Source organism: Allorhizobium paknamense (genome assembly GCF_030815125.1).
Taxonomy (GTDB): domain Bacteria; phylum Pseudomonadota; class Alphaproteobacteria; order Rhizobiales; family Rhizobiaceae; genus Allorhizobium; species Allorhizobium paknamense.
Genome location: NZ_JAUSWH010000008.1, coordinates 105,642 through 120,484, shown reverse-complemented (window position 1 = coordinate 120,484; position 14,843 = coordinate 105,642). Strand labels below are relative to the sequence as shown.

Sequence of the window (14,843 nt, the reverse complement as noted above, 5' to 3'; positions counted from 1 at the left end):
CCTAAAAAATCGGCTTCCACTCTTCATGGAAATGCTCTGAGGCGGAAAATCCCGAAAATAGCTTCTTGCGAAAAACAGGCTCCGACACGACCGGCCCGACCGCCCGCCATGCCGGAGCGAGGAAGGCTTATGCCGGCTTGATCGAAATGCTCATCGACAGGGCTTCGTAAATCCTCAGCTTCTCCTTGAAGAGATCGGTATCGGCGATAACCACGACCTGATCGGCCTCCTTGCGGATTTCCTTGATGTGGATTTCGATGTTCATATCCTTGTCGGTGCGCAGCAACTGGCCGCGATAGCGCCAATTCACCGGCACGCCGACGGCAATGCCGAAGCGCGGATTGGGAATTCCAGCGTCGAGACCGGTCTTCAGCGCAAAGAGCTGCATGGCCTGGAGGATGGCTTCCAGCCCCAGCGAGCCCGGCATCACCGGATCGCGGTGGAAATGGTTGGTGAAATACCACTCACCGGCATGAATGCCCCGGTAACCCTTGATGTAGCCCAGCCCGAACTTGCCACCGTCGCGCACCAGTTCCGCCTTGTGCAGCAGCCGGAAGCGATGGCCGGGCGGCAGACGCCAATGGGGCTTGGCATCGGTGCCCGTAAAGAGATGCGCCTCGTCAGGCGATTGCAGATCGAGCGTTTCGACCTTTGCGCCGGCATTGTCTTCCAGCCAGAAGCGGCTGAGCTTGCCCTGGTCGAGGCCAAGCTGGTTTTCCAGCGCCTTGGCGGTGAAGTAACCGAAAGAGGACTGCCCCTTGTAAAATGGCTGGCCATCGACCTTCAGGTTGAAGTCGAAATTCTGCAGGATGGATTCCGACAGAAGCGCCGTGTTCAGCAGGGTTTGGCTATGGCGAATGGTGGTGCCGCGCGTATCCGGATCGGAAAGATAGACCGCCGTGCCATCGAGGTTGCGGATGGAATAGACCTTGTCCGGGAATTTCAGCGTCGGCCCCAGTGCATAACCATTGAGAATGGCTGCCTGCAGCGCCGATTCCAGCACCACGAAATTCGGCATATGCGGATGGCTGTTTTCCTGGAAATACCAGCTATCGGCATGGGCGTCGTATTCCGTATCCATCACCGCGCCCGGCTTCATTTCGCCACGCTTGCCGGTGGTTTCCAGGCAGCGGTCCACGAACTGGAAGCAACCGTTCGGAATATGCGGCGCGCGGTGCTGTTCGCCATAAATGTTGAACTCCGGCCCCAGGCCGATGCGCAACTCGCCCTTGGCGGCGTGCGCCATGCTGAGTTCGTTGAGCACGACCTTTTCGCCATCCTTGGTCTTGCGACCGCTGAACCAGCTTGGATCGCCAAAGCGCGGTTCGATGGAGGCGCCGGGCTTTTCCACGACCTGCAGGCCGAGATTGGAAACACGCACCAGCGGCTTGTCGTTTTCGTCATAGATCAGCACGTCGGCAATGACGTAAGGTCTTGGCAGCAGGCCGCTTTCCTGCAGGAACAGGCGATAGCGCACCTTCTTGACGGCGGGCGTGATCTGGCCGCGCACGGTGATCTGCATTTCCCGATGGGTGGTCGGTTCGAACATGCCATCGGCAAAGCATTGGTGCATGCCGTTGGCGATCAGATACACCTTGAGAAGCTGGGTCGCGCCTTCTGCGATCAGCGAACCGGGCAGAACCGGATCGTCGACGAAATGCGAGGTGTAATACCAGCCCTCAGCGTCGAATTCCTTCTCCGCCTCCATCACATAATGCTCGCCGCGCCAGGAGCCGATATCGGTGACGCGGTCGATCATCAGCAACATTTCCGGCGGAAGGCGGATGGAATTGCCGGATTCCGGATATTGCGAACCGGGACCGAAAACCTCCGCGATACGGCCATGCGACAGCGCCACGAGATCGGCTTTTTCCAGCGTGTTGCGCACCCGCGGCAGGAGCGGCTTGACGAGTTCCAGCGGCGGCTTCGGCGGCTCCTTCAGTACCACGCCACCACCGGCATTCAGCTCGTCCTCGGTGAAGAAACCGGCGCAGCCGCTGTGAAGCTGCAAGGCCAATTCACCATCGATATAGCCATCGTAACGGAAGAAGAACAGCAGCCCATCGCCCTGCCAGACGAAGCGGTCGATGGAAATGTCGAAGCGCAGCGTCGAGCCCGCCTTGGGCAGGCGGCCATAGAAACTCAGCCGTCCGTCGAGCAGGCGGTATTTGCGCACGCCCTTGTTCTTGAAGTCGATACCGAGCAGGGCGACGAGCAGCAGGTCGGACTGGCCGGATTCCACCGCAACCCCGGGCGGCATCTGACCATCGACCAGATACCAGGCATCATGCGGCACGTCATATTCCGTAGTCAGGGAGCAAGGCTGATACTTGCCGAACTCCGCCTGCACCTTGGTGACGCGGGAAACGAAGAAATAAGGCGGCGCGGGCAGGCGCACCCGCACCGGATAGGCATCGATCGGGGCGAATTGCTCGCCCAAGGCATCGGCAACCTTGCCGCTTGCGAAGGTGAGAAGATCCTGTTCATCCAGGAAAACGCCTTCCGGCTTTGCCCGCTTCTGGCTGGCCGGAACGGTGATGACGGTCGGAGCCGGGGTCGGGGCAACCTTCGGCACCTGCACGACAACGGGCTCTTCCCGGAGAACCGGCGCTTCGATCACGACCGGTTGCGGCGGAACGGGGCGCTCCACCTCCAGCACGGCGGCACCCGCTTCATGCTCGATCAACTGGCTGCCCTCGCCGATCTGATCGCGCCAGAGATCGATCAAGGCTGCCTGGGTTTGCAGGAAGGTCTGGTGGCCAAGCTTGTGGCGCTCAAGAATGGCCTGCACGAGATGGGTGGATCGCGGGGCAGCCGATGCGGCACGGCTTGCCGCTCTGGTATAGGCCGGTTCCGCGCGGGCGGGCAGGCGCGGCTGCGCCGTGGTTTCGGCCTGGGCCGCTGCGGCGGGGGCTGGAGCGGGCGTAAAGGTCTGTTCGGGCACGGCTCTCTCCTGTTTCGGGGCTTCTGCGGCGGGTTGGGATATCGGGGCGGATGCGACCATCGGCGCTGCGGACTTGGTCAGCCATTCCGGAGTCGGACCCCAGATCAAGGTTGCGGGCATGGGGGCGGAGGCCTCCGTCAGCGCTTCGGGTTGGGACAGTTCAGCTCGCGCTTGCGGCTTCAGCGTCACAACCACGGCCTTGGCTGCTGCCCGCAAGGGTGCTCCGCCGGGCTCAAGACTGATGATGGTCCGGGAAGCGGGCTGCACTTCCTTCGGCAAGAGGCTGGTGAGATCAGCCTTCACACCGTGCGACACCAGCTTGGCCAGGGCGGCAATCAAGCTCTTCTCGTCATCTGCGCCCCTCTGGTTGAGGTTGATCGACAGATGCTCCCGGCCTGCGAAGGTAGACGAAACCCACCGGCTGCAGGTTGCCGAAGGCCCGCACTCCACAAAGATGCGGTAGCCATCGTCATAAGCCTTGTCGAGCATGCGCACAAAATCCACCTCGGTGCACATCACATCGGTGATGGTGCGCGACAGCGCGCCACGGTCGAAATCCCCCATCGTGCCATAGGTGGCCGTGGTGAAGAGCTCGAAATCCGGCGCAATCGGTGTCGAGGGGTGATCATGCAGATCGCCGATCAGATCCGCCACACGGCGCAGGATCGGCACATGCAGGATGAAGGAGACGGGGCTGCGATAGGAAGAATAGGCCGAAAGCCCCTTCACCACTGCATTCACACCATCCGGCAGACCGGCGATCACCACTTCCTTCGGCGTGTTCACATGAGTGATGAACACATCGCTGCGGGCGGCAACGGCATCGCGGACCTCCTGCACAGGGGCAAGCAGCACGCTGCTGGCCCAAAGCTTCGAATTCGGCGTTTTTTCCGCCACATCGAAAGCGTCCCGCACCACCTGACGCGGACCGCCGATCCAGGTCTTGAACAGTGGCAGGTCATTGCTCAGTCCGTGATCCTCGATCGGCCAGACGCCATTGGCGAAGAGCATGCTCACCTCGCCCATGGAGTAGCCGATCGCACCCTGCGGCTTGATGGCAAAATCATCCCGCAGCAGCGCGGTATAGATCAGCGCGAAGCCCACGCCGGTCTTCATCATCGCGGCAATATCCTGCTGCATGCCGGCTTCCACCTGCATCAGCCGCATATTGGCATCCAGCCCTGCCTTGTGCGGCGGGTAGAGCTGCGTTTGGCACAGCGTCGCCGCCGGATCGGGCACATAGCGTTCGAACTGCCGCAGCGCGTTGGGATAGCGATGCAGAAGCGTGCGGCCCAGCAGCGGATAGCTGTTGAAGCCACCCGGATAGACAAAGGCGATCTTGCCCTTGCGGCCCAGCGGCTGGTCGGTGAAATAGCTGCCCATCGGGGTCTGCCACTCGCCGGGCTTGCCGTCCTTCAGGAAGCGTTCCAATTGACGGGCTTCCGCCAGAAGCTGGCTTGCATCCCTGCCGGTCAGCACCGCTTTCAGGGCGGAAATCGCCTCCTGGGAGGCAAGCAGCGTTTCACGCTGAAGCTGCTGCCAAGGCGTTCCGGCCTCAAGGCTTGTCACGAGTTTTGCAAGGTCTGCCAGCAAGTCCGCGCGGCTTTCTCCGGCCAGCGGCAGAAAGGCAAAGCCCTGCTCTACCTCGCACCGCACCGTCTCGAAGGCTGCGGCATCCTCAGCCTCGCTCAGCCGGAAAGCCGCATAGCTGCCGAAGGGGCCGCTATTGCCGATAACGGCGGAAAGCGGTGTTGCCCGCTCCTCGCGGATCCAGGGTGCGCTTTCCGCCATCAGCGTCAGACCGGCTTTTTCGACAGCCTCGACCGAAGCCTTGCTGCCATCGCTGGCAAGCCAGGCCTGCGGCGTGGCGGGCAAGGTCCGGCGCGCAAGGCTCAAGGCCGCGCGGATCAGCGCCGCCATGGGCTGCGCCACCTTGCAATTGCCGGTCATCTGGCCAATTCCGGCGAGAACAGCTCCGGGCACATGCCGCCCGGCAGCATCGGTTTCGGCCATCAGGCCACCCGGCATGCCTGCAACTTCGAAAAGACCGGGCTTGGCATCCGCCGCGCAGGCGGAAAGGGCCGCATCTACCGGCAGCGGCTTGTCCGCCGTTGCGTGATGGATGGAGAGCCGATCAAGAACCGCATAGGCCGCAGCTGGCTTTTCTGTTTCGGATGCCGGTCTGTGCGGAGCAATCACCAAGGCACCGGCGCCATCGCCCATCGGCCCCGCGGGCGCGGCCTGCCCCGCCTGTTCCAGCGCGAAGGATTCAAGGCCGGAGGCCAGATCGACCGCGACGACAAGGGCGGCTTCCGCCTTGTCGTCGGCAATCATCAGGCCCGCCTGTTCCAGCGCATAGGCCACACCCAGATCACCAGCGGAGAGCGTGAAGACCGGGCCGGTGAAATTCCATTGCGAGGCGATACGGCTGGCGCAAATATTGCCGATGTAACTGGTGATTTCCGTGGACCGCAGCGGTCCGAGAAGCGCCTTCTTGCAGGCGGTTTCCAACTCCAGCCGCTCTGTCGGTGACAGCGTGATCCCCTGGCTTTGCAGATAGCTGTCGATCCAGGCAGGCACCAGCACGCGGGCGCGACGCAGGTGCGCGCTGAGGTCCAGTTCCAGAACCACCAGCACGGCCACCGGACGCGGCGGATGCTTGCCGCCAAGCTTGCCGTAACCGGCATCGATCAGCGCCTCATTGGCCACCTTCAGCACCAGTCCCTGCTGGCTGTTGAAGGCATCCGTTTCGGCAGGCGGAATGCGGTTGCCGAGGAAATCGATCTCATAAGCGTTGATCGCGCCCTGCGGCTCCGGGTTCAGATGGTCTGCCGCCCCGCGCCAGCGGCGCTGCGAAGGCTGGGTCACCATCGGTTGGGCGTTGAAGCAGGCGGATTCGAAGGCGGAAAGGCTGGTGGCCGTGCCGAAATGGGCGGCCATGCCGAGAATGTCGAGCGACGGCAGCGTCAAGCGCCCCGAAGGACCAGCCTGATGCGGATCGAAACTGTCCGACACCACCATATGCGCGTTGGTGCCGCCGAAACCGAAGGCGGAAATCGCCGCATGACGTTTGCCCGAAGGCGTCGGCCAAGCGCGATTTTCCAGCACCAGATGCTTTTCCATGCCCGGCGCATCCAGGCTCTGCTGAAGCGCGCCGACACCGGGCGTCGCCGGGATGGTGCCTTCCTGCATGGCGAGGATCACCTTGGCAAGACTGCTCATGCCCGCAACCGTCAGCAGGTGGCCGACATTGGCCTTGACCGAGCCGATCAGCGGAAAATGCGCCTGATCGGCAGCAAAGAAGCGTTGCAGGGAGGTGAGTTCCGTCCGGTCGCCCAGCGGCGTGCCCGTGGCATGGCATTCGACATAATCCACCTCGGCAGGCTTCACGTCGGTGCGGGCATAGGCGCGCTCATAGGCCAGCCGCTGGCCCGCAGCATTCGGCACCAGCATGTGCTGGCCCGTGCCGTCATTGGAGAGGCCGACACCTTCGATGACGGCCAGAATCTTGTCATTGCTCTTCAGCGCATCTTCCAGCCGCCGCAGCACGACGACACTTGCCCCCTGCCCCGTGACGATGCCATCGGAGCTGTTATCGAAGGGCTGGCTGACGCCATTATTGGGAAAGGCGCCGAGATCGCCGAAGGACACATGGATCAGCCACGGATCAGGCAGGCAGACCCCGCCCGCCAGCATGGCATCCACCTTGCCGCTGCGCAGATAGCTGGAGGCAAGCTCAATGGCATAAAGCGAGGACGAGCAGGCTGCATCCAGGCTGAAGGCCGGGCCGCCAAGCCCGAGCGAGCGGGTGACGGCATAGATGCCGTTGGCGCTGAGAATGCCCTGTTCCGGCAGCGGCACCGCCAGCGGGCCTGAAGACAGCGCGCCTTCGCCCAGATCAAGCCCTTCTTCCACGCCGCGGGCAATTTCCTTCTCCCACACCGGAACCACGGCATCATTGGAGGCGAAGGTGGGAAAGGTGTAATTGCCAAGCACCAGGCCCACCCGGCTGAGGTCGGCCTTGGCCGCCAGATCGCTGGCGACCAAAGCTTCGTTGGAGACCCGCCAGGCCAGTTGCCAGGGCAGGTCCAGTCCCTGCGGCATATCCGCAGGGGTGGTCCGGGCCAGATCGTTCAGATCGATGAAGCCGCCCCGCGTCCAGCGAAGCTGATCCACATCGGTGCCCGGGCCGTCGATGAAGGCCGGATCGATCCGGAATTCGTTGACCCCGCCCGTCGAGCGGGAGTCCTTGCCTTGGAGAAGGTTTCGCCAGTAGCTGTCCAGGTCATTCGCCCCCGGAAAGCAAAGCGAGAGGGCAGTTATGGCTATTCGGCTCATTATTCAGCCGCCTCCTGCTGCTTGCCGGTGGTGCTGCCGGTCTGCTCGCGCTTCACCGTGGTGGCGATCAGCTGGAATTGCTGCACGCCGCCAAGGTCGAAGCCGGTCAATTGCCAGTCCAGTTCCTGAGCGCGGGCCTGTTGCAGGCGGGCTTCGATGATCCAGTTGCTGCCAAAGGCCGGGCGGGCGGCAAAGCTTGCGGCCCCAAGGCGCATGGGCAGGCTGGCGCTATCGGCGGTCAACCGCGTGGAAGCAAGTGCGGCCTGCAACACCACATCGATGGCCACAGCATCCACCAGGCGGCTATCGGCAAAGCCGTTCAAGGCCGCACTCAGGCTTGCATCCGGCTGGCGCACACCGAAGAGAATATGGCCTTCGCCAAGCTGCTTGACGCTGTCGAGCAGTTGCAGTTCCGGACCATGGAACAGCGTGCCGTCCTTGTAGAAGGATGCCGCACTGTCGGCACCCTCCAGCGAGGCGAGTGAGCGGGTGACAAGGCCCACCTCTTCGGCGGCGGGGCGCAACGCAATGCTCTCGCCCTTGTAGCGCGGACGGCCACTGCGGTCGCAGAGCAGGACATCGACGGAGAGAGACTTATCCCCCACCGGCTTCAGCGCGCTCACCCGGAGCTCGAACTCACCCGACCAGTCCTTGTTGATCACCAGACCGTTCAGCACGCTGAACTGACCGAAGCCTGCCACAGTCCAGCCTGGCAGTAGATTTTCCAGACCCTCGGCCACAAGCCCCAGCACGAAGGCGGCGGGCACCACCGGACGGCCCTTGATGCGGTGGGCTTCCAGCAGAACCGACTGACCCCAATGCGCGCCATTGATGGAGAGCTTGCGCTCGGCCAGCGCCAGTTCGGCAGCCTTCACGAAGCGGGCGTTGATGGGCTTCAGGCCGCCAACCAGGATGGCCCCGGTAGCCGGAAGCGTCATGCCGGTTTCCTTGGCGAAATACTGGCCGCCAAGATCACGCGGGATGATCGGAACGCCGCGCTTCAGGAAGATCTGCCGGATTTCCGGCGTGACCATGCCACCCAGCCACGGGCCCCAGTTGATGGCGCGCATATCCTGGCCCTTAGAAGCGCCGCTGGCAGCAAGACGGTTCAGGATTTCGTTCGCCATGGCATAATCGCACTGGCCGGGATTTCCGAAGAGACCGGCAACCGAGGAGAAGAGCACTACGCGGTTCAGCGACTTGCCGGCCAGACCCTTGAGCAGCCCGGCGAGACCGAAGATCTTCGGCGTGAAGACCTTGTCCATGTCGGCAATCTTCTTCTGCGCGATCATCTGGTCGGCAAGCGCGCCTGCGCCATGGACGAGGCTGATCTTGCCCGCCTTTCTGATCTCTTCATGGTCCGCCAGCGTAACGACGGCAGGCGAAGAAATGTCGAGCGAGAGGTAGCTTGCCTGGCTACCGGCCTTTTGCAGGGCAGCAAGAAGATCGGTGATTTCCCGCGACGCCTGGACCTGACGCACAGCCTGATCGATGGCCTTCGGGGTAACAGCAGCGCCCGCCTGCCGCAGGGCAGTCAGAGCCGCAGTCTTCAGGCCCGCCTCATCACAGATGCCCTGAGCCCAGGCGGGTTCCGCCTCCAGCGAAGAGCGGCCAATGAGCAGGAAGCGACGCGGAGCCGAGGCGGCAAGAGCCTGTACGCAATCTGCCGTCACACCACGCGCACCACCGGTGACGATGAAGAGTTCATTCGGATCGCCCACCAGTTCGGCACCGAGCGAGCTTTCCTCGACAATGCCGGGCTTCAGGCGCTGATCGGCACTCAGACCGATTTCGGTGATCTGATGGTTTGCGTCGAAGAGTTCCTGCACAAAGAGGCTTGCAACCGTCGCATCGTCCAGTACCGGGGCGATATCCACGGCGCGGGCAAAGACATGCGGCGCTTCGGCGGCATAGGTCTTGACGAGACCGGACAGAGCGCCCGCTGCAACCTTGGCGGCGTCGAGGTCCTGATAGCCCAGGGCGCCATCGAGCCGTGTCAGGGTGACGAACAGCGTGCGGCCTTCCTTCGAACGCTGGGGTAGCGTTGCAATCGAAAGCTTGGCAAGCAGCAGGGCACGCTTCAGCCAGATCACCGAAGCATCGGCAGTCGAGCCCGGCAGGCTGTTGTCGATGGCGGTCGGGTGCACATAGATCACACCGTCAAAGGACACGCCTTCATTCCAAAGCTGCTTGAGAGCCGCCTCGTCATCGCTGGCCTTGACCACGCCTTCACCGCTGGCGGTGCCATCGAAGTCCAGCCAGACCGGCGTCAGGCCCTTTTCCGTCAGCTGATGTTGAAGTGCTGCCACCACCCCGGCATCGGCACCGGCAATCGCAATGCGCGCACCGCTGCGGAAGGGTGTTTCCACCGTCAGGTCCAGCCGTTCCGGCGAAAGTGTCACGACACCACGACCGATCAGGTCCACACCGTCATCCAGATCTGCTGCGGCAGGCGCAGTGACCGGCTGGGCTTCGCCACCGGCGCTGCCGGATTGGGCGACCATATCGAGGATCTGACCGAGCGTGCGCAGTTCGCCGAGCTTTTCAGGGGCCAGTTCCGGCATGTCGGGCAGGCGCTCCTTCAGCGAGCCCAGAATTTCGACGCGCTTGATGGAGTCGATGCCGAGATCGGCTTCCAGGTCCATGCCGAGATCGATGACATCCGCCGGATAGCCGGTCTTTTCGCTGACCACTTCCAGCAGTGCCGTGCGGGCAGCAGCGGTGCTGATGCCGCTTTGCGGAGCCACAGCCGCAATGGGAGCGGAGACCACGGGCTGGGCAATGACAGCCGGTGCGGCTGCGGCCTGGCTGCCACCGGCAAGTTCGAGGATTTGCGCCAGCGTGCGCAGTTCACCCAGCTTTTCCGGCGCCAGTTCCTGCATTTGCGGCAGGCGTTCCTTCAGCGAGCCGAGGATTTCGACGCGCTTGATGGAGTCGATCCCAAGATCGGCTTCCAGATCCATGCCAAGATCGATCACATCCGCCGGATAGCCGGTCTTTTCACTGACCACCTCCAGAAGAGCCGTGCGAACAGTGTCGAGGGAGGGACCATCGGAAACAGGTGCGGCCACGGCAACGGGGGCGGCTGCGACGGCAGGCTGACCGGCGCTGGCAAGTTCAAGGATCTGCGCCAGCGTGCGCAACTCGCCCAGCTTTTCCGGCGCCAGTTCCTGCATTTGCGGCAGACGTTCTTTCAGCGAACCGAGGATTTCAACACGCTTGATGGAGTCGATCCCAAGATCGGCTTCCAGATCCATGCCGAGATCGATCACATCTGCCGGATAACCGGTCTTTTCGCTGACAACCGCCAACAGGGCATCGCGTACCGCATCGATGGACGGACCAGCCTTGGCCGGTGCGGCAGCGACAGCAGCAGGTGCGGCCACCGGTGCGGCGGCAACGGCGCTAGCGCCTGCTACGTCCAGAATTTGTGCCAGCGTGCGCAATTCACCCAGCTTTTCCGGCGCCAGTTCCTGCATTTGCGGCAGGCGTTCTTTCAGTGAGCCGAGGATTTCGACGCGCTTGATGGAGTCGATGCCGAGATCGGCTTCCAGATCCATGCCAAGGTCGATGACTTCCGCCGGATAGCCGGTCTTTTCGCTGACCACGGCCAGCAGAGCTTCCCGGACAGTATCAAGCGACGGACCGCTCGCAACCGGAGCAGAAGTGACAGGAGCGGCTTGCGGTGCAGCAGCCGGAGCTGCGGCCGCTGTCTCACCGGCAAGCTCAACAATCTGCGCCAGCGTGCGGAGTTCACCCAGCTTTTCCGGCGACAGGTCCTGCATCTGCGGCAGGCGCTCCTTCAGCGAGCCGAGGATTTCGACGCGTTTGATGGAGTCGATACCGAGATCAGCTTCCAGATCCATGCCAAGGTCGATGACTTCCGCCGGATAGCCGGTCTTTTCGCTGACCACGGCCAGCAGCACATCCTTGACGGCGGCAGCAGACGGACCGGCCTTCGCCGGAACAGAAGCGGCAGGAGCCGGAGCAGCAACAGCAACCGGAGCAGGCTGCGGCTTGGCAACGGCGGCGACAGGCGCGGCGACCGGAGTGGGGGCAACAGGTGCCGGAGCCGCCACCGGGGCTTTCGGTGCCTCGACCGGCTGGGTTACGGCCTTGGCGACAGAAGCGGCAGGCTGCTGAGGTGCGGGCTGCGGCAGGCTGGGGATGCGGCGGGGCTCTGCCACGGCATCCACTGTCTTGTAACCGGAAACCACCGGCCCCGTGCACAGGCTGACGAGGCTGCGCATGAACTCCCGATGCGTATCGTTGGTTTCGCCGTGAATATCGGCAAGGGCTGCAATATGCGCGTCACCCAGTTCTCCCGGATTGTGCAGCAGGGCGCTGAGGGCGGCCTGTTCGAACTTCAGATATTCGCGGTGCAGTTCACCATTGGTCTTGGCCAGATCGGCAATGAAATCCGCACCGGTGACAAGATTGGCCGAAGCCTGGCGATGGGCGTTGGAGGACATGGTTTCACCCGTGAGCGTGAGAGGCTTTTCCACGACAGCAGCTTTTGCCACCGGAACGGCAGCAGGCTGCGCCACGGCGACAGGGGCTGGCGGCGCGACCGCAACGGGCGGCTTTACGGCCGGTGAAGCAACCGGTGCAGGGCTGGAGATTTTCTCCACGGCCGCCGCAGCAGCCGCGGCGCGAGGCCGTGCGGGCTGGGCGACCGGTGCGGGCTTGGCAGCGACCACCACCGGGTTATCCAGCGCCTTCTGGAAAGCCTGCTTGCGGGCCGGGGCAACGTAGTTGATGCCGTTCAGCATCACTTCGCCCTTCTGCGGTGTCTGCACGCCGAGTGCAGGCATGGTGACAGGATTTTCCAGCTTGAGACCGGCAACGGCCAGTTCCACCAGCGCATCCATCAGGGTCTGGTCTGACTTGTCCGGCTGGCCTTGGTCGAGGGCGATGGCGAGATGCGGGCGGTCGCCCAGAATATCGGCCACCATCTTCGAAAGTGTCGAGCGCGGGCCGAACTCCACGAAGATCCGCACGCCGTTGGTATACATTTCCTCAATGATCTTCAGGAATTCCACCGGCTCCTTCAACTGGGTGCGCAACTGTGCGGCCACTGCCGCCGCATCCCCCGGATAGGCCTTGCCATCCTTGTTGGCATAGACGGGGATCTGCGGTGCGTTGAAGGCAACCTTGTCGATTGCACCTGCGAAGGCTTCCACGGCACCCGCGACGAAAGGCGTGTGGAAAGCACCGGCAACATTGAGGCGGGTGAAGGCGATATTGGCGGCCTTCAGCTTGCCCTCGAAGGCTTCGACGGCTTCCAGAGAACCACCAATGACCGTCTGTGCCGGGGTATTCAGATTGCAGAAATGAACGGCAGGATTGCTCTCTGCCACCAGGCTTTCCAGTGCCGCACGACCGCTTTTCACGGCGGTCATGGTGCTCGCGCCATCGCTGGTGAAGGTCGCCATGGCATCGCCACGCGCCTTGGCAAGCGTCATGAAATCCTGATCGCTCAGCACATTTGCGGCCCAGAGGGCGGACAATTCGCCGAAGCTGTGACCTGCGGCGGCATCCAGCTTCAGCCCACGCTTTTCAAACCAGCGGAAATGACCGGCAGAAAGCGCACCGATGGCCGTCTGCGCATACTGGGTGCGCCGCAGCGACCGCTCCTGTGCCTTCTTCTCTTCCGGATCATAGGCGGGCAGCGGATACATGACATGGCTGAGACGCTGGTCGCCCGATTGCAGGAAAAGCCCATCCGCCGTGGTGACGAAACCATGCAGTTCCGGCATGGCAAGGGCTGCGGCGCGGCCCATATCCGGATGCTGCGAACCCTGTCCGGCAAAAAGACCGGCCACCTTGCCGTCCTTCAAGGCCGACGCGCGGAAGACGATACCCTTGGGGTGACGCCAGGCGGTCTCTGCAGCACGGCTCTCCAGCATTTGAAGCGCCTGGCCGATCAGTTCCTGCCGAGCTTCTTCCGTTTTGGCAGCAAAGCCGAGACGCGGATGATGGGGCGGAATCTCGGTTTCATACGGCCATGCCGGCTCACCCGTCAGGCCTTTCAACTCCTGCAAACGCTTGCGCAGCGCTGCGACATCCGGGGCGGAGATCAAAACCGGACGCGGCAGCACTCCGCGATAGCGCGGCTGACGCGCATTTTTCGGCGCTTCCTCCAGAACGAGGTGGAAATTGGTGCCTCCGAAACCGAAGGCACTGACGCCTGCCCGGCGCTTGCCCTTCTTCGGATCGCGGAACCACGGACGCGATACGGTATTGATGTAAAGCGGGGTCTCTTCCAGGCCGAGCTTCGGGTCCGGCTTGTTGACATTGATCGAGGGTGGCAGAACGCCGTTTTGCAGGGCGAGCGTCACCTTGATCGCAGAAGCCGCACCGGCAGCAGCCTTGGTATGGCCAATCTGCGACTTGACGGAGCCGAGACCGATCGGCGACGGCTGGCCTTCCGGCTGCCAGTTCTTGAAGAAGTTCTTCAGACCGTCCACTTCCGTGGCATCGCCCACTGCCGTGCCGGTGCCATGCGCTTCCAGCAGGTCCACGTCGTAAGGCGAAATCCCGGCCTGCTTGTAGGCGCGCTCCAGGGCCTTGATCTGGCCTGCGGCGCGCGGGGCGTAAATGCTCTTGAACTTGCCATCGCTGGAGGAGCCGAGGCCCTTGATGACCGCGTAGATCTGATCGCCGTCACGTTCGGCATCTTCGAGCCGCTTCAGCATCATCATGCCGATGCCTTCGCCGATCAGCGTGCCGTCAGCCTTTTCATCGAAGGGCGAAATCACACCCTTCTTGCTGAAGGCCGGGGTCTTCGAGAAGCACATATACATCAGAATGGTGTTCTCGGCATCGCAGCCGCCCGTCAGCATCATGTCCGCGCGGCCACTATGCAACTCATCGATGGCCATGCGCATCGCCGCAAGCGAACTGGCGCAGGCGGCATCCACCGTGCAGTTGATGCCGCCGAGGTCGAAGCGGTTGGCGATACGGCCTGCAACGACATTGCCCAGCATGCCGGGGAAGGAGTTTTCTTCCCAGGGCGCATAGGCGAGCTTCAGGGTTTCGATGATGTCGTCGACCTGCTTTTCATCGAGCCCACGGCTTGCCAGCACCTTTTTCCAGACCGGATATTGCAGGCGCGAGGTCAACGGCGTCACCAGCGAATTCGCGCCGGTGATGCCGAGAACGCAGCCGGTCTTTTCGCGATTGAGCTTGGCGTGATCATAGCCGGCATCCAGGAAGGTCTGCTTGGCGACAGTGAGGCTCAAAATCTGCAGGATGTCGGTGACATCGAGCTGGGTGGGCGGCAGGCCGAATTCCAGCGGATTGAACGGGATTTCCGGCACGAAACCGCCGCGCCGGGCATAGGTCTTGTCGGGCGCGGCGGGATTTGGATCGTAATAATCGGAAATTTTCCAGTGGGTTTCCGGGACATCCTTCAGGCAATCTCTCGCCGTGACAATGTTCTGCCAGAACTCATCGGCAGTACGAGCCTCGGGAAACAGGGCACCGACGCCTACAATTGCAATTGATGCAAAACCACTATTCTTCTGCTGGGAAAAACCATCCATTTTGAAACCCCAAT

General features: G+C 62.6%; 2 protein-coding genes. Both read right to left on the bottom strand.

Annotation, left to right across the window (positions count from 1 at the left end; translation table 11 throughout):
* Nucleotides 1-127: 127 nt before the first annotated feature.
* Nucleotides 128-7,282 (bottom strand): beta-ketoacyl synthase N-terminal-like domain-containing protein, encoded by a 7,155-nt coding sequence (locus QO005_RS13670; protein WP_307158606.1) that lies wholly within the window; start codon nt 7,280-7,282, stop codon nt 128-130.
* On the bottom strand, nt 7,282-14,829 hold the full coding sequence (locus tag QO005_RS13665; protein ID WP_307158605.1) for a polyketide synthase: 7,548 nt from the start codon (nt 14,827-14,829) through the stop codon (nt 7,282-7,284). Before QO005_RS13665 ends, QO005_RS13670 begins: the two co-directional genes overlap by 1 nt.
* Between the last annotated feature and the right edge of the window lie 14 nt (nt 14,830-14,843).

Coding starts and splice junctions, on each gene's coding strand:
- QO005_RS13670 (WP_307158606.1), bottom strand. CDS start 7,282: ATGAGCCGAATAGCCATAACTGCCCTCTCGCTTTGCTTTCCGGGGGCG.
- QO005_RS13665 (WP_307158605.1), bottom strand. CDS start 14,829: ATGGATGGTTTTTCCCAGCAGAAGAATAGTGGTTTTGCATCAATTGCA.